Below are 22,389 nucleotides of genomic sequence, written 5' to 3' on the forward strand. Positions count from 1 at the left end.
CATGTCGGCCGCCGGCATCAGTCGAGTCTCGTCTGCTTGGCTGCCGGCGTCGCCAGCTGTCCCGGCCGTACGGACTTCCCGCACCCTAACCGGTGGCCGCCCGTGGCAGCCTGGGAGCATCGGGCCGTCACTCCCCGTTGCCGGGCCGTTTCGAGGGGCTTCTATCGGCTCGATCCGGCTCGTCGGCCGTCGTGGCGACCGAGAACCACCGTACCGGGCGGCGCAGCGGTGTGGAATGCCGGTGCCAGAGGCACGAACGTCGAAGACCCGCCTGATGGTTCAGGCGGGTCCGTCGCTCTGCTGGAGGCTGCGCGAGAGGGGCGTCGGCGTCAGCCGCCGTGACGCTGGGCGATCGCGAGGATCTCGTTGCGCACCGAGGGCGAGTTCACGCTGCGCAGCGCGTGCTCGATGGCACGGGCGCGGCGGTTGGCGTCGCGGCGGTCACGGATTCGCTTGATCATGCTCATGGGTCTCTCTCCTCCTGGCTATTCGGTTGTCGTCCCGTCGTTGGTTCTATTGAAGCGCGGAGACCTGGTTGATCGCCATTGATTATTAGGTGAGCTGAGACACCTGCCTAAGGATCGTAAGTTAGCCACCGTTAAGGCTGAAGATTGTGGTGGCGGCCACAGTGCACCCGGTGCTGACACGGACACGGCCGGTGCGCTCCGGGGGCAACCCGGGCACACCGGCCGTGGCAGGTGGGACGAAACGGTCAGGTCCAGGCCAGCAGGGCCGCCTCCGGGTCGGTGAGGAACTCGCCCACGTCCCGCAGGAACGTCGAACCCAGCTCACCGTCGATGATCCGGTGGTCGAAGGAGAGGGCGAGGGTGGTCACCTGGCGCGGCTTCACCTTCCCCCGGTGCACCCACGGCATCGGGCGTACCGAACCGAAGGCGAGGATCGCCGACTCCCCGGGCGGCAGGATCGGCGTACCGGTGTCCACCCCGAACACCCCGACGTTGGTGATGGTCAGCGTGCCGCCGCTCATCTGGGCCGGGGAGGTCCGCCCGGCCTTCGCCGTCTGCACCAATCCGGTCAACTCGTCGGCCAACTCCCGCAGACTCAACCGCCCGGCGTCCTTGATGTTCGGCACGATCAGGCCCCGCTCGGTGGCCGCCGCGATCCCCAGGTTGACGTAGTCCTTGACCACGATCTCGTCGCCGGTCCAGGTCGAGTTGACCAACGGGTGCCGCCGGACGGCGAGCAGCACCGCCTTCGCGACCAGCAGCAACGGCGACACCCGGACCTCACGCCACTCCCGCCGACCGCGAAGCCGCTCCAACGCCTTCATCGACCGGGTCACGTCGACGGTCAGGAACTCCGTCACGTGGGGTGCGGTGAACGCCGAACGGACCATGTTCTCCGCGGTGAGCCTGCGTACCCCCTTGACCGGGATGCGCTGCTCACGGTCCGCACCGAGGCTCGCCCCCGGAGCCGCCGCCGACGGCTCGGCGGCCGTGGTGGTCGTCGCCGCCTGTTGTACGTCCGCACGGGTGATCGAGCCCAGTGGACCGGAGCCGGTCAGCCCGGCCAGGTCGACGCCGAGATCCCGGGCGAGCTTGCGTACCGGCGGCTTGGCCAGCACCACCCCACCGACGTGACGGCCGTTGCCGTTCACCGACGTGGAGGCCGTCGCCGTGGCCGGAGAGACGGGCGTGACCCGGGCGGCGGGCACCGCCGGGGCAGCCGGCGCGGTCGGAACCGAGGTGGCAGCCGGAACCGCCGGCGTCGTCGGGACGGCCGGAACCGCCGGAACCGCCGGAACCGCCGGGGGCGGGGCGGTGGCCTTGCGGGGGCGACGGGTGGCAGCGGTGGTCCGGGGGCCGTAGCCCACCAGGACCGCCGTCCGTCCACCCGGGGCGGGGCCACCGATCAGGCCCGGTTCCACGGCACCCTCGCTCGGGGCCACCTCGACCGCCGCCGTGGACGGGGTCGCTGCGGGCTCCTCGACCGGCCCGGCGTCCGGGTCGGTGTCGATCGCGATGATCGGGGCGCCGACCTCGACGGTCGTGCCTTCCGCGTGGAAGATCGACTGCACCCGGCCGGCCCACTTCGCCGGAATCTCCACGGCCGCCTTGGCCGTCTCCACCTCGACGATCGGCTGGTTCAGCTCGATGACGTCGCCGACCTTGACCAACCAGGCGAGGATCTCTCCCTCGGTCAGCCCTTCACCCAGGTCGGGCAGGTTGAACTCCTTGATCCGGGACACGTCGCTCACCAGCCGAAGGTGCGGTCGACGGCGTCGAGCACCCGGTCGAGGTCGGGAAGGTACTCCTCCTCCACCCGGGCCGCCGGGTAGGGGGTATCGAAACCGGTCACCCGCAGCACCGGGGACTCCAACGAGTAGAAGCACTCCTCGGTGATCCGGGCCGCGACCTCCGCCCCCAGGCCCAGGTTGCCCGGGGCCTCGTGCACCACCACTGCCCGGCCGGTCCGTCGGACCGACTCGTACACGGCGGTCAGGTCCAGGGGGGAGAGGGTGCGCAGGTCGACGACCTCCAACTCCCTGCCGTCCTCGGCGGCGGCGGTCGCCGCGTCCAGGCAGGTGCGGACCATCGGCCCGTACGCCAGCACTGTCGCGTCGGTGCCGGGCCGGACCACCCGGGCGGCGTGCAGCGGGTCCGCCTGCGACAGCGGGGCGTCCAGGTCGACCTGCCCCTTCTCCCAGTACCGGCGCTTCGGTTCGAGGAAGACGATCGGGTCGTCCGAGGCGATCGCCTGCTGGATCATGACGTACGCGTCCTGCGGGTTGGCGCAGGTGACCACCTTCAGTCCGGCGGTGTGGGCGAAGTACGCCTCCGGGGACTCGGAGTGGTGCTCCACCGCCCCGATCCCACCCCCGTACGGGATCCGGATGACCATCGGGATGTTCAGCTTGCCCCGCGAGCGGTAGTGCATCTTCGCCACCTGGGACACGATCTGGTCGTACGCCGGGTAGACGAAACCGTCGAACTGGATCTCGCAGACCGGCCGGTACCCCCGGACGGCCAGGCCGACGGCGGTGCCGATGATGCCGGACTCGGCCAGCGGGGTGTCGATCACCCGCTGGTCGCCGAAGTCCTTCTGCAGCCCGTCGGTGATCCGGAAGACCCCGCCGAGCTTGCCGACGTCCTCGCCCATGACGACGACCTTCGGGTCGTGTTCCAGGGCGCGACGCAGACCGATGTTGAGGGCCTTGCCGAGGGTGAGCGTCTCAGTGGCCATCAGTGTGCACTCCCCTCGAACGACTCCAGGTACTTCGTGAACTGCGCCCGCTGCGCGTCGAGTTCGGGCGAGCCGTGGGGGTAGACGTGGTCGAACATGGTCACCGGCTCCGGGTCCGGCATGGCGAGCACCCGCTCGCGCAGGTGCACGGCCTCGGTCCGGGCCTGCTCGTCGACCTCGGCGAAGAACGACTCGTCGGCGAGCTGCTGCCGGTCCAGGAACGCCTTCATCCGAGCGATCGGGTCCTTGGCCTGCCAGGCCTCGACCTCGCTGGCGATCCGGTAGCGCGTCGGGTCGTCGGAGGTGGTGTGCGCCCCCATCCGGTACGTGTACGCCTCGATGAGGCTGGGACCCTGGCCGAGCCGGGCGTTGTCCAACGCGTGCCGGGTGACCGCGTACGTGGCGAGGACGTCGTTGCCGTCGACCCGGACACCGGGGAAGCCGAACCCGGCCGCCCGCTGGTAGAGCGGGACGCGGGTCTGCCGCTCCAGCGGCTCGGAGATGGCGTACTGGTTGTTCTGGCAGAAGAAGACCAGCGGGGCGTTGAAGACGCTGGACCAGACGAACGCCTCGTTGACGTCGCCCTGGCTGGTGGCGCCGTCGCCGAAGTAGGCGATGACCGCCTCGCCGTCGTCGGAGCCGGTCTTGCCGTCCATGGTGACGCCCATGGCGTACCCGGTCGCGTGCAGGGTCTGTGCCCCGATGACGATCGTGTACATGTTGAACTTGAACTCGTTGGGGTCCCAGCCGCCCTGGTCGACGCCGCGGAACAGGCCGAGCGGCATGATCGGGTCGATTCCCCGGCAGTAGAGCACCCCGTGCTCGCGGTAGGTCGGGAAGGCCATGTCCTGCGTACGCAGGGCCCGCCCGGAGCCGACCTGGGCCGCCTCCTGCCCCAGCAGGCTCGCCCACAGGCCCAGCTCACCCTGGCGTTGCAGGGCGGTCGCCTCGGCGTCCAGCTTGCGGACGAGGACGAGGTCGCGGTAGAGGCCGCGGTACTCGTCGTCGGTGAAGTCGACGCGGTACTCGGTGCCGTCCGGGCCGGTGACGGCGTCGATCCGCTCGCCCTCGGGGGTGAGCAGCTGCACCAGGTCGGTCTGGGCGGGGGTGGCCTTCTTCGTACCGCCGCCCTTGCGGGACCGTGGTGCGGCGCGGGTGCTGCGGGTGGTGACCCCGGGGTCGCCCTGTGCCATGCGTCTCTCCCCTGTCTCGTCTGCGTCGGCTGCGGGGGGTCACCCGGCCGCGCAACTCGTGTCGCCGGTCCAGCTGCTGCCGGGGGCGGTCCTGGCCGCCGCGCCTGGCCCGGGTGGGGTTGCCGCGCGACGTGAGTCAGGCTCGGATGGCCGAACCCGGCTCGGGGCGCCGGCGTCGAGTCGTGCCCTCCGCGCGGTGCGCGGAGGTCGCGGCTGCGTCGCCGTCGTGTCCATATTCGCAGAAAGGGTGAGCCGGCCCACAGTACGTCCGTCCACAGACTCATCTACCGGCGCCTTTACGACATTTGCTGGTCTTTGTCAGGTGGTCGATGGAAGATCCGCGTGTCGACACGCGGTAGGGGGCTGGTCAACTCAGCGTCACTGGTGGAGGCTGATTGGTGCCGAATGGCAGCAATACGAGCAATCTTCCGGTTTGGTGACGGGACCGGAGAGAAGAGGAGAGCCCGGTGTCCGTACGAGGTGGGAGATCCGGAGCCTCGCCGGGCGGCGGGCGACGTCCGGACGGCTACCGACGGGTGGTGGGGGCGCACCGGGCACCCGGCACCCCCGGCCCCAGCCGGGGCTACCTGCTCACCGTCGCCCTGCTCGCCGGAACCGCCTCGATGCCGCTGATCGCCGCGATCAGCACCGGATCGGCGACCGTCGGCAGCACCGCCCTCCCGGAGAGCGCCCCGCCCTTCCTCCCGCCTGCGTCGGCCGGGCCGGTGGTGATCCCGATGCCGGTGGCCAGTCAACCCGCGCCCACCACGGCCCGCCCCGAGACCTCCCCGACCAGCCTCGTCCCAGAGTCACCGTCGGCGGCCGGCACCCCGCTCATGCCGCTCCCGCCCACCGGTGACGCGGACGTCGCCGACCGGCCCGCCCCGAACCCCGGGGCGCTGCCGGCCCCCACGCCCCCCACGCGGACCCCCGCGCCCCGACCGACGCGGACACCCCGGCCGTCACCGTCACCGAGTCCGTCCCCCGGGCCGGTGCCCTCCTCCGGGCCGACGTCGCCCCCCACTCCGACACCCACCGCCGAACCGACAGCCACCGGATCGGCACCGGCGCCGGAACCGTCCAGACTGGTGGAACCGACCCACGCCGACAGCGCCGCACCGAGCGAACCCGCCGGAACCGAACCGGCGGGCACCGGTTGACCCGATGCCCGCCGGAAACGACCAGCCCGTCCCCTCGTCGGAACCGGCCAGCCGGGACGTCGGAGGTGACTAGCCGGTGCCCTCGTCGGTGAGGCGGTGCCGGTTCGCCTCGATCCAGGCGTCCAACGCCGCCGGGTCGTCCGGGTCGACCCCGTCGGCCATCAACTGGGCCACCGCAGCCGTCGCCGGGCTCCGCCGCTCACCCGTCGAGTAGAGCCTGGCGAACTCCGGCACCATCTCCTCGATCGCCGTGTCGGTCTGGGTGAGCGCCGACTCCGGCAGGCCCCGAAGCCGTCCGGCGTGTCCGGCCCACGCCCGCAGCACCCGGGGGAGCATCGCCGCGTCGTCCATGTCCAGGACCGCCCGTCGGTGCACCCAGTCGAGCAGGAACAGCCCGGCCACCGCCGGACTCCACCGCATCGGGTCGGCGTCCGGGAAGCCCGCCGCGTGGTCCAGCACCAGGCTCAGACAGAAGTGCAACGAGGCCAGTTCGTCGCCGTCGAGGTCGGTCAGCCCGAACCGGGCGGCCTCCGGCCCGCCGAGGAACCGACGGACCAGTTCGGTGCGCTCGTCGGCGGTCGGCGGCTCCACCGTCGGGGGCGGTTCGGTGGCCCGGCCGGGCAGCAGGGCCAGCCGTGCCCCGACCAACGCCCGGTCGGTGGCGAGCGACCCCTCGGCGGGGAGGTTTCCCAGGTCGTCGGTGATCGCCAGGTGCCGGGTCACCTCGTCCCGCATCCGGGCCGGGTCCTCCTCCCGGAACCAGGTCAACTCGTCGGCCCCGCAGAGCGTGCGGACCTGGGCCACGATCGGCTCGGCCGGGTTGCCGACGAAGACGTCCTTGGTGATGCCGATGTTGTGGTCGACGAGGGCGACGAGGGCGTGCTCCGGCCCACCGCCCTCCTCGTCGTACGCGAAGGTCGCCAGGTAGGAGGTCTGGTCGCCGTACACGTCGCCGTAGGACCAGGTGCCGGTGAGGTGGACCCGGCCGAGCTGCCCCGACCAGGTCGGTGCCTGGGCTCCGGGACGGACCCGGGCCGCCCCCTCGGCATCCGGCACGAGAGCGGCGAAGACCGAGCGGATGGTGGTCGCCGCGGAGGTCCGGCGACGCGCGGTGGCGGCCAGGAATCCGGTCACGAACTCGCGTACGGCGGTGTTCCGGTCGGTTTCGGCGATCGCGTACACGCTGCCGAGCAGGGCGGTGCCGAGCATCTCGGCGTCGAGAGCGCAGTCCAGCCTGGTCACGTCGCGGGCGGCATGCAGTACCGCGTCGTAGGGGGTCTTGGGCGTGGCCATGTCCAGACCCTACGCCCACACCGGCCCGGCGACACCAGTTGCGAACCCGCCCCGCCCCGACACCACCGGCCCGGTCACCGGCGGGCGGCCCGCAACGCCGAGCCCGCCTCCTCGTACGCGGTGAGGACGGCCCGTACCGGGGTCAGCACGTACTCCTCGCCGACCTCCCCGACGGCTGCGGTGAGCCGCTGGTCGGCCCGTCGGCGGACCCGTTCGGCGGCCCAGCGCACCACCGGACCGGTGACCGCCGTCAACAGCAGCCCGGCGAGGAGCCCCCCGAGCAGGAGCGCGGTGGGCAGGGGCACCTGACCGAGTTGCGGACCCTCCGGCGGGGGCAGACCGAGCACCCGCAGCGCGTACCCGAGCACCAGCCAGCCCAGCCCGGCGACGGCGGCGACGGTGACCAGCCACTGCACCCCGCCGATCAGCCGCCACCACACCGGCCGCTCGGGGACGCCCAGGTCGGTGCCGGCGACGGCCCGGTCCAGTCCGTCCGGCAGGTCGGCCAGGCGGGACCGGGCAGCCGCGGTCACCGCAGTCGACCAGCCCTCCGGCATCCCCTCGGCGGACCGGTCGGCGACGGTGCGGATCGCCAGCCCCAGCGCCGACCGTTGGGCGGCGGTCGCCTCCGGGACCGAGGTCGCCGCGAGCAGCTTGCGGTCGTCGGTCCCGGCCTGCGGATCGACAGCGGCGGTACCGCCCGTCCCGGGCAGGTGCAGCCGGTTGAGCGGGTCCGGTCGCAGCCGTCGCCAGCCCCGCACCACCGGCCATCCGGTGGCCAGCGCGGCCCGTCGCCGGTACGCCTGCCGGACCGCCTCGGTCACCGCCGGGACCCCGGCCGCCCCGGCGAGCGCGCCGGTCAGGGCACGGGTCGCCGCCGGGTCCGGCCCGGTCCGCGAGGTCGCCGTGCCGACCAACTCGTCGAGCCCGGCGACCACGGTGTCCGCGTCACCGGCGAGGCGACGCAGCACCGCCTGCCGTTCGGCGACGGTACGCTCCAACACCTCCCGCAACCCGACCATGCCGTCCGGGTCGATGGCGGTGGTGGGCAGCAGTGGCACCCCGCCCAGACCGTCCCGGTCGAGGAGGCGGCGCAGGTCGTCGAGGACCCGGGGCAGTTCGTGTCCGGGCAGCCGGTCGGCCTGGTTGAGCACCACCACCGTCACGTCCCGGTGCCTGTGGAACTCGCTGAGGTACCCGGAGTGGATCACGCGGTCGGCGTACTTCTGCGGGTCGACCACCCAGACCACCAGGTCGACCAGGCCGAGGAGCCGGTCCACCTCCAGCTGGTGCGACCGCTGCACCGAGTCGAAGTCGGGCAGGTCGAGCAGGACCAGCCCGTGCAGGGCGGTCTCGTCGTCACCGTCGAGGGCGCTCTCCCGCACGAACCGGTGCCGGGGCAGTACGCCCACCCAGTCGAGCAGCCGGTTGGCCCCGTCCAGCGGCCCCCACACGCAGGCGTGCGCCACCCCCGTGGTGGGTCGACGCACCCCCACCGGGGAGAGGTCCATCCGGGCGAGGGCGTTGAACAGGCTGGACTTCCCGCTCCCGGTCGCCCCGGCCAGGGCGACGACCGTGTGGTCGCGGGAGAGCGCCAACCGGGTTCCGGCCCGCTCCACGAGCGTGTGTGCGGACACCAGTCGGGCGTCCGGCAGGTGACCGTCGACCACCCGGAGGAAGTGCCGGATCCGGTCCAGGCGACCGACCAGCTCGTCGGCGTCGACCCGCTGGTCACCCCGGAGCGCGTCCCGTACCCGACCCACGATGCCCGTCAAGGGAACTACCTTCCGTTCTCGTCGGCGGCTGTCCGGTTCACGTGCCGGTGCCCTCGGTGGGGGTCGGCGCCGCCTCGACCAGTCCGCTGTGCCGACGGGTGACCTCCACCCAGGCTGCCGCGCCGCGAAGCTCGGCGGCGGTGGCCGGCTCCGGGCGGGCCTGCTCGGTGCGCGTCAGGAAGCGCGCCGCCTCCTCGTCGAGGAGGGTACGGACCCGCTTGAGCAGGTCGGCCCGCGCCTTGGCGGCCAGGGTCCGTACCGCCTGGTCGCCGAAGATCGCCTGGAGGACGGCCTGGGCGGCGACGGTGGTGCCGGCTCCGGTGGCCACCTCCGCCCCGGTGGGGATGAACGCCGTCGAGGCGAAGACCGCGATCATCACGGCCAGCCCGGTGGCGTTCACCGCGTACGCGGCGGTCCGCGCCACGAACCGCTTGTCGCCGCCCTCGGCGCGGACCAGCTCCAGGACCCCCCGTTGCCAGTCCCGGACCAGACGTTCGGCGCGTTCGGGCAGGTCGTCGGAGGGGTGGGCCAGCTCGGCGGGGAAGAGTTCCGCCCCGGCGGGATGGGCCCGACACCCGGTGTACGCATTCTCGGCCGCCTCGGCGGCCACCCCGCGCAGGAGCGTGACCAGTTGGGACTCGATGGCGGTCCGGAGTTCGGTGGCGGGCGCCGGGCGGCGGGTGACAGTGGCGACGAGCCGGTCCCGCAGCCGCCCGATCCGGGCCTCCAGGCTGCGGAAGAACTCCCCGGTCCCGACGAACTCCTGCCAGCGGGCCAACACCTCGCCCCGGAGCAGTCGACCGTCACGGAGCCCCTGCTCGACGGTGCGGTGCCCGCTGCGGTACGCCGCGCGTACCCGCTCGTCCAGCGCCTCGGCGGCGGCGGTCTGCTCGTCGGCGGCGGCGGCGAGTTCTTCGAGGGTGGGCAGGAGGGCGGCCAAGGCGCCGTCGAGCGTCTGTCGGATCACCGCCGTCCGGGCGTCGGCGTCGGCGGCCAGCCGACTGAACCAGGTGGCCATCGGCAGGGTGGCCCAGTCCGGGAGCATGCCCTGCCCGTCGACCTGGGTCTCCGGCAGGACGAACAGGGGCGCCGACCCGAGGTCCTGTTCGGCGAGCATCTCCGACAGGTGGGCGGCGACCTCGTCGATCGCCTCCGGCGGCACCCGGTCCAGCACCATGACGATCACGGTGCCCCGGGCCTGGGCGGTCCGCAGCAGCTCCCAGGGGACCGCGTCGGCGTACCGGGCGGCGGTGGTGACGAAGAGCCAGAGGTCGGCGGCGGAGAGGAGCTGACCGGCCAGGTTCCGGTTGGCGTCGACCACCGAGTCGATGTCCGGCGCGTCGAGGAAGGCCAACCCCGGAGGGAGGGCCGGGGCGTTCACCAGTTGCAGTGTCCCCGGGTCCTCGCTGGGCTCGTTGGTACGCGTCAGGCCGGGCAGGAGGTCGCCCTGGCGGAACCAGGCCGAGTCGGCCGGGTTGCACACCAGCACCGGGGACCGGGTGGTGGGCCGCAGCACCCCGGCAGCGCTGACCCGGGCCTGCACCAGGCTGTTGACCAGTGTGGACTTGCCCGCTCCGGTGGAGCCGCCGACGACCACCAGCAACGGGGCGTCGAGCTGGGCCAACCGGGGTAGGAGGTAGTCGTCGAGCTGGTTGACCAGGGCGGTCGCGGTACGCCGGGCCGGGCTCGCCGAGGGCAGTTCCAGGGGGAACCGGGCGCCGTCGAGCACGGAACGGAGCCCGGCGAGTGCCGGGGGCAGCCCGTCGCCGTCGGTGGGCTCCGGGGTCGGGGGGTGATCCGTCTCACTCCGCGCCGGGTCCGAGGGGGCGGGAGTGGGCGCGGGTGGGTCCTGTGGGTGATCCGACCGGTCCGGCCCGTCGCCCGGTCGCCCTGCGTCGGCCGCGACGGTGGGCACGCCGGTAGGGGTGGCGGACTCGCCATGCGGGATCACCGCTAAAGCGTGCCCGACCGATGCAACGGAAGACAACAGCAGGGTGCCCGAACGTGAAGTTGCGTCGGGTCCGCTCAAGTCCGATTTGACGTCCGGCGGTGGCGTGGCACTATTGAGTCACAGTCACTCAACTTGTGGTGGGTCCGCTCCGGTCGGGGCCCCCGCCAGCCCCAACGGTAGAAGCGAGGAAGCGAAGATGGCACGTGCGGTCGGTATCGACCTCGGCACGACGAACTCCTGCGTCAGCGTTCTCGAGGGCGGTGAGCCCACCGTCATCGCCAACGCTGAGGGCTCGCGGACGACCCCGTCGATCGTCGCGTTCGCCCGCAACGGTGAGGTTCTCGTCGGTGAGGTCGCCAAGCGCCAGGCGGTGACGAACCCGGACCGGACCATCCGGTCGGTCAAGCGGGAGATCGGCACCAACTGGGCCGTCGACATCGACGACAAGAAGTACACCCCGCAGGAGATCTCGGCCCGGACGCTGATGAAGCTCAAGCGGGACGCCGAGGCGTACCTGGGCGAGCAGATCACCGACGCGGTCATCACCGTCCCCGCCTACTTCAACGACGGTCAGCGTCAGGCCACCAAGGAGGCCGGCGAGATCGCCGGCTTCAACGTGCTGCGGATCGTCAACGAGCCGACCGCCGCCGCCCTGGCGTACGGGCTGGACAAGGGCTCCAAGGAGCAGACCGTCCTGGTCTTCGACCTGGGTGGTGGCACGTTCGACGTGTCCCTGCTGGAGCTGGCCGAGGGGGTCATCGAGGTCAAGTCGACCAGCGGTGACAACAACCTCGGTGGTGACGACTGGGACCAGCGGGTCATCGACCACCTGGTCAAGACCTTCCGGGGTGAGCACGGGATCGACCTCGGCCAGGACAAGATGGCCCTCCAGCGGCTGCGTGAGGCCGCCGAGAAGGCCAAGATCGAGCTGTCTGCGGCCACCACCACCAACATCAACCTGCCGTACATCACCGCCGGTTCGGCCGGTCCGCTGCACCTGGACGTGACGCTCAGCCGGGCCGAGTTCCAGCGGATGACGCAGGACCTGCTGGACCGCTGCAAGGGCCCGTTCGAGCAGGCGATCAAGGACGCCGGGATCAAGCTGGCCAGCGTCGACCACGTCATCCTGGTCGGTGGCTCGACCCGGATGCCCGCCGTGACCGACCTGGTCAAGCAGCTCACCGGCAAGGAGCCCAACAAGGGCGTCAACCCGGACGAGGTCGTCGCCGTCGGTGCCGCCCTGCAGGCCGGTGTCCTCAAGGGCGAGGTCAAGGACGTCCTGCTGCTCGACGTGACCCCGCTGAGCCTGGGCATCGAGACCAAGGGCGGCATCTTCACCAAGCTGATCGAGCGCAACACCACGATCCCCACCAAGCGCTCCGAGGTGTTCAGCACCGCCGACGACAACCAGCCCTCGGTGCTGATCCAGGTCTTCCAGGGTGAGCGGGACATCGCGGCGTACAACAAGAAGCTCGGCACCTTCGAGCTGACCGGTCTCCCGCCCGCGCCGCGCGGCGTGCCGCAGATCGAGGTCACCTTCGACATCGACGCCAACGGCATCGTCAACGTGCACGCCAAGGACCTGGGCACCGGCAAGGAACAGAAGATGACCATCACCGGCGGCTCCTCGCTGCCGAAGGACGACATCGAGCGGATGCGTCGGGACGCCGAGGAGCACGCGGAGGAGGACAAGCGTCGCCGCGAGGAGGCCGAGACCCGCAACGTGGCCGAGGCGCTCCAGTGGCAGACCGAGAAGTTCCTCGCCGAGAGTGGCGACAAGCTCCCCTCGGAGAACCGCGACCAGCTCAACGAGGCCCTCGGTGAGCTGCGTGGCGCCCTCGGCGGCACCGACATCGAGAAGATCAAGTCGGCGCACGAGCGGTTGGCGCAGGTCTCCCAGCAGGCCGGTTCGCTGCTCTACGCCCAGCAGGGCGAGCAGGGCGAGCAGCCCGGTGCGGGTGCGGGCGACCCCGGGGCCGGTCCCGCCGGTGCTGGTGGTCCGACCGGTGCGGCCGGTGCGGCCGGTGGCACCAAGCCCGCCGGTGGCCCGGACGACGTGGTCGACGCCGAGATCGTGGACGAGGACAAGAAGTGACAGGCCGTCCCCGACCCGAACTCATCGCACAAGGATCGAGGTGACCCCATGACGGAGAAGCCACGAGCCGCCGACCCGGAGGAGACCGGTTCGGGGTCGGGTGGCTCCGCGCCTGGCAAGCACGCCGCCGAAGATCAGCCGCGGGTCGTCGTCCGGAACAATCGCAAGATCAGCGAGACGGTGGAGCCGGTGGCGGCCGACGCGGCCGCCGAGGCCCCGGCCGAGGGTCTCGTCGAGGAGGCCGAGGTCGTCGTCGACGAGATCGAGGTCGAGGTGGCCCCCGCCGGTCCGGCGGTGGTGGACGCTCCGGCCGAGCCGGTCGAGAGCGCCAAGCCGGCGGAGTCGACGGAGTCCGCCGCGCCGCTCGGTGCGGAACTGGAGGCGCTCCGCTCCGACCTGGACGAGCGGACCCGGGACCTGCAACGGGTGACGGCGGAGTACGCCAACTACCGCAAGCGGGTGGACCGGGACCGTTCGGTGGTCCAGGAACAGGCGACCGGCTCCGTGCTGGCCGCGCTCCTGCCGATCCTCGACGACCTGGACCGGGCTCGCGAGCACGGCGATCTGGTCGGCCCGTTCGGCACCGTCGCCGAACAGCTCACCACGGCGGTGGGCAAGTTCGGGCTCACGCCCTTCGGTGAGCAGGGCGACGCGTTCGACCCGACCCGGCACGAGGCGGTCGCGCACCAGACCTCCGCCGACGTCACCGAACCGACCTGCGTCCAGGTCATGCGCCGGGGCTACCTGCTCGGCGAGCGGCTGCTGCGACCGGCGATGGTCGCTGTCGCCGACCCGGAATAGTACGAATCCGTGGCCGGGTCGTCCCGTCCGTCGACAGACGGGCGGGACGGCCGGGTCACGTCTGGCAGGGGGTGGACGGTTGAGTTCCAAGGACTGGATCGAGAAGGACTTCTACGCCGTACTCGGTGTGGACAAGTCCGCCTCCTCGGATGAGATCAAGAAGGCGTACCGGAAACTGGCCCGCGAGTCGCACCCGGACCACAACCCGGGTGATCCGAGGGCCGAGGAACGGTTCAAGGCCGCGTCCGAGGCGTACAACGTGCTCTCCGACCCCGCACGCCGCCGGGAGTACGACGAGATGCGCTCGTTGTTCGGCTCCGGCGCGTTCCGGCGTGGTGCCCGGACCGGTCAGGGCGGGGCGCCGTTCGACGTCTCCGACCTGTTCGGTCAGGCGGCCGGCGGCGCCGGTGCCGGTGACAGGCGTTTCGGGGGAGGGAACTTCTCCGACCTGTTCAGCTCGATCTTCTCCGGCGGTGCCGGTGGTGGAACGGGTCGGGCGGCCGGTCCGACCCGGGGACGCGACGTCGAGGCCGAGGTGGCGTTGGACTTCACCGACGCCGTACGCGGGGTGACGCTCCCGCTGTCCCTGCGCGCCCCGGGGGTCTGTGACACCTGTGGTGGCGACGGAGCCAAGCCCGGCACCCAGCCACGGCCCTGTCAGGTCTGCCACGGTGCCGGGGTGACCACCCGGAACCAGGGCGCGTTCGCCTTCTCCGAGCCGTGCCGCAACTGTCAGGGCGTCGGCACTGTGGTCGACGAGAAGTGCCCGGAGTGCCGGGGCACCGGCGGGGTGACGAAGACCAGGACCCTGAACGTCCGGTTCCCCGCCGGGGTCGCCGACGGCCAGCGGATCCGGTTGACCGGTCGGGGCGAGCCCGGGGAGCGGGGCGGTTCCCCCGGTGACCTCTTCGTGCACGTGAAGGTCCGCCCGGACGACCTGTTCGGCCGCACCGGGGACGACCTGACCCTGACCGTGCCGATCACGTTCCCCGAGGCGGTCCTCGGTACGGATCTCCGGGTGCCGACCCTGGACGGGGCGGTGACCCTGCGGGTTCCGCCGGGTACCCCGAGCGGACGGGTCCTGCGGGCCCGGGGCAAAGGGGTCGCCCGCCGGGACGGACCCGCCGGTGACCTGCTGGTGACCCTGGACGTGGTGGTGCCGGCGACGGTCTCCGACACCGCGAGGGAGGCGTTGCAGGCGTTCGACGAGCAGACGCCCTCGGCTGCCCGGGAACATCTCGACGTCCGGGTACGTCGCAACGGATGAGCCATGGTGGTTGGTGCACGCGGAGGTGAGCGCGGTGACGTCGAACGAGTACGCCGGTTCGGACGATCCTGCCTACGACGCCAAGGTACTGATGATCTCGGTCGCGGCGCGGATGGCCGGGATGCATCCCCAGACCCTGCGGCAGTACGACAGGTTGGGGCTGGTGCAGCCGGGCCGGGCCGCCGGTGGCGGTCGGCGGTACAGCGTCCGGGACGTGGTGCTGCTGCGTGAGGTGCAGCGCCTCAGCCAGGACGACGGGGTGAACCTCGCCGGGATCAAACGGATCATCGGTCTGGAGCAACTCCTGGACCAGGCGCAGCAGCGGGCGGCCCGGCTGGAGGCGGAGTTGGACGCCGCGTACCGCCGGGTGGCGGAGCTGGAGATGTTGGCCCGGTTCCCCGGGCGTGACCTGGTCCAGACCACGCAGACCTCGACCGCGCTTGTGGTGTGGCGGCCCCGGCGGCAGCCGGAGCGCTGACCTCGCCACCCCGTCGGTCGTACGCCGGCCCGGTCCGCCGATTCTCCGGCGCGGACCGGGCCGTTCCGTATACCCTCGTATCGGGCTTAATGGCACAAATTCGGGCTAATCGCTCGGCGAGGGGGAACCGTGGTCAAGTCTGCCAAGCGGGTGGCGCAGGAGGCCGAGGAGCGGCTCGACCAGGTCGCCGAGACGATCCGGCAGAAGTTCGACCGGATCAGCGACGACCGCTTCGCCAACCGACGGCCCCGACCCGAACCGGCCCGAGAAGCCGACCGCCCCACGGCGTCCGACCGGCCCACCGGCTCCGACCGGGCTGCCACGGCGGGCGGGTCCACCGCATCCGCTCCGGTCGGGAAGTCCGTCGGCTCGGAGCCGGGCCGGACGGCAACCGGTTCCCGGGGTGACGGCCCCGGCGACCGGGGTCGACAGCTGAACCGGTCCCCGATCGACAGGGCCCCGACGGCCAACCGGGCACCGGCGGGCCGCAGCGACGAACGGGCGCGACCGGCGGGCCGAGCCGAGCAGTAGGTCGGGCCGGGTCAGCCGAGGCGGCGGTTCTCCCGGACCAGGCCGCCCTCGCACCAGTCCCGGTAGACGAACAGGCCCGGCTGGGCCATCAGGGTCCGGGCGTTGTACGCCCAGGTCAGCATGAGTTCGTCGCCGTTGCGTTCGGCCTGTTCGAGGAGTTTGCGGAGGCGACGCCGGGGCTGGGCGCGGAAGTCGGTCCGGATCCCGTCGCCGGCGTAGATGTAGAGGCAGTGCAGGGCGAACCGGCGGGCCGGGCAGGCCGGATCCATCGCCAGGTCGAAGAGGGTCGTGATCAGCCGGTCCCCGGCGACCAGGAGGTCCCAGTCCTGGGGCATGGTGGTCAGCTGCACCGAGTCCGGCCGGTACGCCCAGGCCCGCAGCTCCGCCGGGGATGGGTCGACGGGATTGGCGAACCCGTGGAAGGTCGATCCCTGCACGCTCAACCGGACAACCTTCCCCGCGTCCCCGCCCGCGGAGGTACCGGCCGTTCCGCAGATCCTCGATGCTCGGGCCGAACGGTAGCGCGGCAGCGGTGACCTGCGGAAGTCTCCGGTCGGGAAGAATCGGGTGACGGTCGGGTCACCGGTTCGGGCCGTACGGCCGACTCGGTGCAGGCAGTGATCAAGGTCAGTCCGGGGTGGGCAGCGGTTGTCGTACCCGGTTGTCGGCTCGCCCCCGTAGCCACTGCTTGAACCAGACGGTGTCGGGCAGGCGGGCCAGCATCGGGCCGGTGACCACCGTGATCAGTACGTACGCGGTGGCCAGCGCTGCCAACTTCGGCTCCACGGTCCCGGCGGACACCGCGAGTCCGGCGATGACGATGGCGAACTCGCCCCGGGGGGCCAACGCCAGCCCGGCCCGCCATCGACCGGGTTCGCCGACCCCGACCCGGCGGGCCGCCAGGTATCCGGTGAGCAGCTTGGTCCCCACCGTGACCACCGCCAACACCAGGGCGGGCAGCAGCACCGGCGGCATGTCCCGGGGGTCGGTGACCAACCCGAAGAAGACGAAGAAGACCGCAGCGAACAGGTCCCGCAGGGGCGAGAGCAGTTCGGTGGCGTGGTGGGCGACCGGCCCGGAGAGGGCGATGCCGACCAGGAACGCCCCGACTGCGGCCGACACCTGCAACTTCGCCGCGATCCCCGCGACCAGGAGGGTCGACCCGAGTACGCCGAGCAGCAGGGCTTCCGGGTCCCCCGCCGACAGGGCGGAGGAGATCAGGTTGCCGAACCTGAGCGCCACCACCAGCACCAACCCCACGGTGAGCATCGCCACGCCGAGCGCGATCCCGCCCCGGACCAGACCCACACCGGCCAGGAGCGCCGTGAGCAGCGGCAGGTAGAGGGCCATCGCGAGGTCCTCGATGACCAGGATCGAGAGGACGACAGGGGTCTCCCGGTTCCCGACCCGGCCGAGGTCGCCGAGGACCTTGGCGATCACGCCGGAGGAGGAGACCCAGGTGATCCCGGCCAGCACCACGGCGGCCAGCCACCCCCAGCCGAGCAGCAGGGCGAAGGCGGCCCCGGGCAGTGCGTTGAGGACCGCGTCGATCAGGCCCGCCGGGGCGGCCGCGCGCAGGTTGCCGACCAGCTCACCGGCCGAGTACTCCAGTCCGAGCATGACCAGCAGGAGGATCACGCCGATCTCGGAGCCGACGGCGATGAACTCCTCGCTGGCGGCCAGCGGCAGGAGACCCCCGTGGCCGAAGGCCAGCCCGGCGAGGAGGTAGAGCGGGATGGGAGAGAACCCGATCCGGCGGCTGAGCCGACCGAGCAGCCCCAGCCCGAACAGGAGGGCGCCCAACTCGATGAGGATCGAGGTGTCCTCGGGCATCTCAGCCGTCCGGATCGTCGTCGGCGAAGATCGCGGTCACCCCGTCGAGGCCCTGACGGGTGCCGACCACGACCACCACGTCACCGGCGGCGAAACGGAAGGTGGGGTCGGGTGAGGCGATGACCTCACCGTGGCGCAGCACCGCGACGATCGAGGCGCTGGTCCGGGTACGCGTCCGGGTGTCGCCGAGTCGACGGTTGACGTACGCCGAGCCGGCCGGGATCGCGATCTGTTCGGTGAGCAGCCCGGCGGCCTGCTCCCGCAGCCCGGAGAGCTGCCCGAGCATCAGGGACGCGCCGAGGATGTCGGCCAGCGCCTCGGCCTCGTCGTCGGTGAGGGGGACGTCGGCCTGGCAGGAGTCCGGGTCGTCGGGGTCGTACAGGACCAGGTCCCGGCGACCGTTGCGGTGGGAGACCACTCCGAGCCGTCGGCCCGACTCGGTCGTCATCTCGTGACGGACGCCGATGCCCGGCAGGGCGGTCTGTTCGACACGTACGCGCACCAGCTCACGCTACTCCCGTACCACGACGTACGCCGATATCTCGTCGGTCTGTGTCGGTGGCGGGTCGAGGGCGACCCGGTCGAGGCGGACGTTACCTGGGTCACCGGTTAGAGTTGAGTGGAATACGCTCAACTCTCGTGTCGTCCTAGTCGTCGGACACGCCGATCCGGGGGAGCCTCATGAACACCGAACGTCTCACCACCAAGAGCCGCGAGAGCATCACCGGTGCCGTCGCCCTGGCCAACCAGCGCGGACACGCCACCGTGGAGTCCTGGCACCTGCTCGCCTCCCTGCTGGACACCGAGGGGTCCACCGCCGCCGGACTGCTGCGCGCCGTCGGGGCCGACCCCGCCGAGCTGCGCCGGGTCACCCAGCGGGCGGTCGACGCCCTACCCGCCGCGCGCGGGTCGAGCATCGCCGAGCCCACCCTGGCCCGCGAGTTCGTCAACGCCATCGGCGCCGCCGAGCAGATCGCCCGGCCCCTCGGCGACGAGTACACCTCCACCGAGCACCTGCTCGCCGGCCTGGCCCGGGTCGGTGGCGCGGTCTCGGTGGCACTGAAGAAGGCCGGTGCCACCGAGGAGAACCTGGTGGCCGCCTTCCCGACCGTCAGGGGTGGTGACCGGCGGGTGACCAGCGCCGACCCGGAGCAGAACTACCAGGCCCTGACCAAGTACGGGGTGGACCTGACCGCCAGCGCCCGGGACGGCAAGATCGACCCGGTGATCGGCCGGGATTCCGAGATCCGCCGGGTCATCCAGGTGCTGTCGCGGCGTACCAAGAACAACCCGGTCCTGATCGGCGAGCCCGGAGTCGGCAAGACCGCGATCGTCGAGGGGCTGGCCCAGCGGATCGTCGCCGGGGACGTCCCCGAGTCGCTGCGGGACAAGAAGCTGGTCTCGCTCGACCTCGGGGCGATGGTGGCCGGTGCGCAGTACCGGGGGCAGTTCGAGGAGCGGCTCAAGTCCGTCCTGGAAGAGATCAAGGGCTCGAACGGCCAGGTCATCACCTTCCTCGACGAGCTGCACACGGTGGTCGGCGCGGGCAAGGGCGAGGGCTCGATGGACGCCGGGAACATGCTCAAGCCGATGCTGGCCCGGGGCGAGCTGCGGATGGTCGGCGCGACCACCCTCGACGAGTACCGCGAGCACATCGAGAAGGATCCGGCCCTGGAGCGACGCTTCCAGCCGGTGCTCGTCGGCGAGCCGACGATCGAGGACACCATCGGCATCCTGCGCGGCCTCAAGGAGCGGTACGAGGTGCACCACGGCGTACGGATCACCGACGCCGCCCTGGTCGCCGCCGCCGGCCTCTCCGACAGGTACATCACCGACCGGTTCCTGCCGGACAAGGCGATCGACCTGGTCGACGAGTCCGCCTCCCGGCTCCGGATGGAGATCGACTCCCGGCCGGTGGAGGTGGACGAGATCGAGCGGGCGGTCCGCCGACTGGAGATCGAGGAGATGGCGTTGGCGAAGGAGCCGGACGCCGCCTCCGCCGAGCGGCTCGAACGGCTCCGCAAGGAGCTGGCCGACAAGCGCGAGCAGCTCACCGCCCTCTCCGACAGGTGGCAGCTGGAGAAGGGACACATCACCAAGCTCTCCACCGCCAAGGAGGAGCTGGAGCGGCTCGGCGGCGAGGCCGAGCGGGCCGAGCGTGACGGCGAGTTGGAGCGCGCCGCCGAGCTGCGGTACGGCCGGATCCCGGCGCTCAAGGCCGAACTCGCCACCGCCGAGGAGGAGCTGGCCCGGCTCCAGGCCGACGGCGCCATGCTCAAGGAGGAGGTGGGGGCGGACGACATCGCCGCTGTGGTCGCCTCCTGGACCGGCATCCCCGCCGGTCGGCTCCTGGAGGGCGAGACCGCCAAGCTGCTGCGGATGGAGGAGTCCCTGCGGGAACGGGTGGTCGGTCAGGCCGAGGCGGTAGGCGCCGTCTCCGACGCGGTCCGCCGGGCCCGGGCCGGGATCGCCGACCCGGACCGCCCGACCGGCAGCTTCCTCTTCCTCGGCCCGACCGGGGTCGGGAAGACCGAGCTGGCCAAGGCCCTCGCCGGGTTCCTCTTCGACGACGAGCGGGCCATGGTCCGCATCGACATGAGCGAGTACGGTGAGAAGCACTCCGTCGCCCGGCTGGTGGGTGCCCCGCCCGGATACGTCGGGTACGAGGAGGGTGGACAGCTCACCGAGGCGGTCCGCCGCCGCCCGTACTCGGTGATCCTGCTCGACGAGGTGGAGAAGGCCCACCCGGACGTCTTCGACCTGCTGTTGCAGGTGCTCGACGACGGTCGACTCACCGACGGCCAGGGTCGGACAGTCGACTTCCGCAACGCGATCCTGATCCTCACCTCCAACCTCGGGTCCTCGATGATCAGCGACCTGACCCTGGCCGAGGAGCAGCGCCGGGAGGGGGTCCTCGCGGTGGTCCGGTCGCACTTCAAGCCGGAGTTCCTGAACCGTCTCGACGACATCGTGGTCTTCGCCACCCTCCAGGGCGAACAGCTGCGGGCCATCGTCGACATCCAGCTCGACCGGCTGCGCAGCCGCCTCGCGGATCGCCGGTTGGAGCTGGAGGTCACCGACGCGGCCCGGACCTGGCTCGCCGAGCACGGATTCGACCCGATCTACGGGGCCCGTCCGCTGCGTCGGCTGGTCCAGTCGGCGATCGGTGACCAGCTCGCCAAGGCTCTGCTGGCCGGTGAGATCCGGGACGGGAACACGGTCGGTGTCGATCTCGCCGACGACAAGGACGGCCTGTCGGTCGTCGCGGGCTGACCATCGGGCGTACCTCGGGTGTCGCCGCCTCCGTCGGATCGGACGGGGGCGGCGACACCGCGCAATCCGGATTTGTCGCCCCCGACGGGACGAAGTGCGATACGCATGTACGCATGCGAATCCAGCGGATCGATCACCTGGTGCTCACAGTGGCGGATCTCGACCGGACTGTCGACTTCTACACCCGTGGGCTGGGCATGCGGGCGGAGGCGTTCGACGAGGGGCGTCGGGCGCTCGCCTTCGGCGGACAGAAGATCAACCTGTACGCGTCGGGGCACGAGCCGGACCCGAAGGCGGGCCGACCGACCCCCGGGAGCGGGGACCTGTGTCTGGTCACCGACACACCCCTGACCGAGGTGCAGGAACACCTGCGCGGTGCGGGTATCGCCGTCGAGGCCGGGCCGATCCGTCGTACCGGGGCGATGGGGCCGATGACCAGCCTCTACGTCCGAGACCCGGACGACAACCTGATCGAGATCGCCAGCTACCGCCGGGAGCCCGTCGCAGGCTGAGCCGGTCACCGGGGACGCCCCGGCCGGACCCGTCGGCAGGTCCGGCTGATCGGACCTGCCGGTGCCGGAGGTCCGGCCGTACCGTCATGGCCGTGATCGATTCCGTTGAGGACGGTGGGGCGGGACCGGACCCGTCGCCCCCGCCCCCGCGACCACCCCGACCCCTGTCGGTGACCGTCGCGTCCTGGCTGCAACTGGTCGCGGCCGGGCTCCTGGTCGTCCTGGTCGGGCTGATGATCTGGCACGCGGTCGACTGGAACACCAAGATCGACCAGACGGTGCGGCTGGTCCCGGAGGCCGACCCCGACGAGGTACGCGGCGAGCGGACCTGGAACGTCGTCGGGACCGTCCTGCCCGGCGCGTTCGGGCTGATCCTGGCCGCCTGGATCGCGGGCACCGCCCCGGGGGTACGCCGGGGCAAACCCCTCGCCCGGACCCTGTTCCTGGTCGCCGCCGGATTCCAGGCGCTGCTCTACTGCGGGCCGCTGCTCGGCGGAGCCGTCCTGACGGTCTTCTTCGTCGGTTTCGTGTTCGGCTTCGGCGAGCCCTGGGAGGAGTCGCCCGAGGGCGTGGCGGGGGACCCGTCGGTCGACGACCAGGTGTGGGCGGAGTCGAGGTTCGCGGAGGTCCTCTACAGCAGTCCGGATCCGTTGGGTGCGGTCCTCGGCCCGCTCCTCGCCCTGGTTCTCCTGCTCGTGGCCGTCCTGACCGTGGCCGTCGTCCTGCTCCTGACGGTGCCCCCGGCGGGGCGGTTCTTCGGTACCACCCGGACCCCCGCACCCCCGGTCGCCCATCCGGTCCGGCCCGGGTACCCGTTCCCCGGCTCCGGCCTTCCGCACCACCCCGGCTCCGGCTTCACGCACCATTCCCGACCCGGCCCCGGCCCGGTCGTACCGCCGGGGTACCTGATCTGCCCCGACCCCACTCTGCACCTCCCCGCACCGCCGCACGGGCCGCCCGAGGAGCCGGGCGAGGCGACACCCCGTACCTGAACGATTACTCGGCACCTGGGTGTTTCTCCTG

General features: G+C 71.8%; 19 protein-coding genes. 9 read left to right on the forward strand and 10 right to left on the reverse strand.

The window, feature by feature from the left end:
• Positions 1–329: 329 nt before the first annotated feature.
• From WHN02_RS05400 to pdhA, 4 genes are all read right to left on the reverse strand, one after another.
• Positions 330–467, reverse strand: a complete 138-nt coding sequence (locus WHN02_RS05400; protein ID WP_350898103.1) for a hypothetical protein — start codon at positions 465–467, stop codon at positions 330–332.
• 245 nt (positions 468–712) lie between these two features.
• Positions 713–2,218, reverse strand: coding sequence for a dihydrolipoamide acetyltransferase family protein (locus WHN02_RS05405; RefSeq protein WP_434742333.1), 1,506 nt, complete (start codon positions 2,216–2,218; stop codon positions 713–715).
• Entirely contained in the window at positions 2,215–3,204 is a 990-nt protein-coding gene (locus WHN02_RS05410) for an alpha-ketoacid dehydrogenase subunit beta (protein ID WP_434742334.1), read from the reverse strand. Before WHN02_RS05410 ends, WHN02_RS05405 begins: the two co-directional genes overlap by 4 nt.
• Entirely contained in the window at positions 3,204–4,397 is a 1,194-nt protein-coding gene (gene pdhA / locus WHN02_RS05415) for a pyruvate dehydrogenase (acetyl-transferring) E1 component subunit alpha (RefSeq protein WP_434742335.1), read from the reverse strand. The genes WHN02_RS05410 and pdhA overlap by 1 nt, the downstream gene beginning before the upstream one ends.
• Before the next feature lie 467 nt (positions 4,398–4,864).
• On the opposite strand from pdhA, the gene WHN02_RS05420 reads away from it, so the two are divergent.
• A complete protein-coding gene (locus WHN02_RS05420; RefSeq protein WP_434742336.1) occupies positions 4,865–5,557 on the forward strand; it encodes a hypothetical protein in 693 nt (230 codons plus the stop codon).
• Between the two features lie 69 nt (positions 5,558–5,626).
• Here WHN02_RS05420 and WHN02_RS05425 read toward each other — a convergent pair whose 3' ends face one another.
• From WHN02_RS05425 to WHN02_RS05435, 3 genes are all read right to left on the reverse strand, one after another.
• A complete protein-coding gene (locus WHN02_RS05425; protein WP_434742337.1) occupies positions 5,627–6,850 on the reverse strand; it encodes a hypothetical protein in 1,224 nt (407 codons plus the stop codon).
• A gap of 74 nt (positions 6,851–6,924) precedes the next feature.
• Positions 6,925–8,625 (reverse strand): GTPase, encoded by a 1,701-nt coding sequence (locus WHN02_RS05430; RefSeq protein WP_434742338.1) that lies wholly within the window; start codon positions 8,623–8,625, stop codon positions 6,925–6,927.
• A gap of 37 nt (positions 8,626–8,662) precedes the next feature.
• Complete coding sequence (locus WHN02_RS05435) at positions 8,663–10,576, reverse strand: ABC transporter (protein WP_434742339.1); 1,914 nt, start codon at positions 10,574–10,576, stop codon at positions 8,663–8,665.
• A 196-nt stretch (positions 10,577–10,772) separates the two neighbouring features.
• Here WHN02_RS05435 and dnaK point away from each other — a divergent pair, with 196 nt between their 5' ends.
• The 5 genes from dnaK to WHN02_RS05460 all read left to right on the forward strand — a co-directional run bounded on the left by dnaK (position 10,773) and on the right by WHN02_RS05460 (position 15,748).
• Positions 10,773–12,671, forward strand: coding sequence for a molecular chaperone DnaK (dnaK, locus tag WHN02_RS05440; protein ID WP_434742340.1), 1,899 nt, complete (start codon positions 10,773–10,775; stop codon positions 12,669–12,671).
• 48 nt (positions 12,672–12,719) lie between these two features.
• On the forward strand, positions 12,720–13,472 hold the full coding sequence (grpE, locus tag WHN02_RS05445; protein ID WP_434742341.1) for a nucleotide exchange factor GrpE: 753 nt from the start codon (positions 12,720–12,722) through the stop codon (positions 13,470–13,472).
• 79 nt (positions 13,473–13,551) lie between these two features.
• A complete protein-coding gene (gene dnaJ / locus WHN02_RS05450; protein WP_434742342.1) occupies positions 13,552–14,739 on the forward strand; it encodes a molecular chaperone DnaJ in 1,188 nt (395 codons plus the stop codon).
• A 91-nt stretch (positions 14,740–14,830) separates the two neighbouring features.
• On the forward strand, positions 14,831–15,217 hold the full coding sequence (locus WHN02_RS05455; RefSeq protein WP_434743826.1) for a heat shock protein transcriptional repressor HspR: 387 nt from the start codon (positions 14,831–14,833) through the stop codon (positions 15,215–15,217).
• Positions 15,218–15,346: 129 nt separating this feature from the next.
• Positions 15,347–15,748 carry a hypothetical protein gene (locus WHN02_RS05460; protein ID WP_434742343.1) on the forward strand — a complete coding sequence of 134 codons (402 nt, stop codon included), beginning with the start codon at positions 15,347–15,349 and terminating at the stop codon, positions 15,746–15,748.
• Between the two features lie 11 nt (positions 15,749–15,759).
• Here the strand turns inward: WHN02_RS05460 and WHN02_RS05465 are convergent, their stop codons facing one another.
• From WHN02_RS05465 to WHN02_RS05475, 3 genes are all read right to left on the reverse strand, one after another.
• On the reverse strand, positions 15,760–16,191 hold the full coding sequence (locus tag WHN02_RS05465) for a hypothetical protein (RefSeq protein ID WP_434742344.1): 432 nt from the start codon (positions 16,189–16,191) through the stop codon (positions 15,760–15,762).
• A gap of 184 nt (positions 16,192–16,375) precedes the next feature.
• The gene (locus tag WHN02_RS05470) at positions 16,376–17,581 is read right to left on the reverse strand and encodes a cation:proton antiporter (RefSeq protein WP_434742345.1); all 1,206 of its coding nucleotides are present in this window, start codon (positions 17,579–17,581) and stop codon (positions 16,376–16,378) included.
• A 1-nt stretch (position 17,582) separates the two neighbouring features.
• Positions 17,583–18,083, reverse strand: a complete 501-nt coding sequence (locus WHN02_RS05475; RefSeq protein ID WP_350896729.1) for a cation:proton antiporter regulatory subunit — start codon at positions 18,081–18,083, stop codon at positions 17,583–17,585.
• A gap of 179 nt (positions 18,084–18,262) precedes the next feature.
• Here WHN02_RS05475 and clpB point away from each other — a divergent pair, with 179 nt between their 5' ends.
• The 3 genes from clpB to WHN02_RS05490 all read left to right on the forward strand — a co-directional run bounded on the left by clpB (position 18,263) and on the right by WHN02_RS05490 (position 22,358).
• Positions 18,263–20,854, forward strand: coding sequence for an ATP-dependent chaperone ClpB (clpB, locus tag WHN02_RS05480; RefSeq protein ID WP_434742346.1), 2,592 nt, complete (start codon positions 18,263–18,265; stop codon positions 20,852–20,854).
• Between the two features lie 113 nt (positions 20,855–20,967).
• On the forward strand, positions 20,968–21,366 hold the full coding sequence (locus WHN02_RS05485) for a VOC family protein (protein ID WP_434742347.1): 399 nt from the start codon (positions 20,968–20,970) through the stop codon (positions 21,364–21,366).
• A 92-nt stretch (positions 21,367–21,458) separates the two neighbouring features.
• Entirely contained in the window at positions 21,459–22,358 is a 900-nt protein-coding gene (locus tag WHN02_RS05490) for a hypothetical protein (RefSeq protein ID WP_434742348.1), read from the forward strand.
• Positions 22,359–22,389: the final 31 nt, after the last annotated feature.

It is taken from the genome of Micromonospora sp. SH-82, from assembly GCF_051132485.1.
In the GTDB taxonomy this organism is placed as follows: Bacteria; Actinomycetota; Actinomycetes; order Mycobacteriales; family Micromonosporaceae; genus Micromonospora.

What these genes read in the sequence shown, in the direction of transcription:
- WHN02_RS05400 (WP_350898103.1), bottom strand. Translation starts at nt 467, where the DNA reads ATGAGCATGATCAAGCGAATCCGTGACCGCCGCGACGCCAACCGCCGC.
- WHN02_RS05410 (WP_434742334.1), bottom strand. Translation starts at nt 3,204, where the DNA reads ATGGCCACTGAGACGCTCACCCTCGGCAAGGCCCTCAACATCGGTCTG.
- pdhA (WP_434742335.1), bottom strand. Translation starts at nt 4,397, where the DNA reads ATGGCACAGGGCGACCCCGGGGTCACCACCCGCAGCACCCGCGCCGCA.
- WHN02_RS05425 (WP_434742337.1), bottom strand. Translation starts at nt 6,850, where the DNA reads ATGGCCACGCCCAAGACCCCCTACGACGCGGTACTGCATGCCGCCCGC.
- dnaK (WP_434742340.1), top strand. Translation starts at nt 10,773, where the DNA reads ATGGCACGTGCGGTCGGTATCGACCTCGGCACGACGAACTCCTGCGTC.
- grpE (WP_434742341.1), top strand. Translation starts at nt 12,720, where the DNA reads ATGACGGAGAAGCCACGAGCCGCCGACCCGGAGGAGACCGGTTCGGGG.
- WHN02_RS05455 (WP_434743826.1), top strand. Translation starts at nt 14,831, where the DNA reads ATGATCTCGGTCGCGGCGCGGATGGCCGGGATGCATCCCCAGACCCTG.
- WHN02_RS05470 (WP_434742345.1), bottom strand. Translation starts at nt 17,581, where the DNA reads ATGCCCGAGGACACCTCGATCCTCATCGAGTTGGGCGCCCTCCTGTTC.
- clpB (WP_434742346.1), top strand. Translation starts at nt 18,263, where the DNA reads ATGAACACCGAACGTCTCACCACCAAGAGCCGCGAGAGCATCACCGGT.
- WHN02_RS05485 (WP_434742347.1), top strand. Translation starts at nt 20,968, where the DNA reads ATGCGAATCCAGCGGATCGATCACCTGGTGCTCACAGTGGCGGATCTC.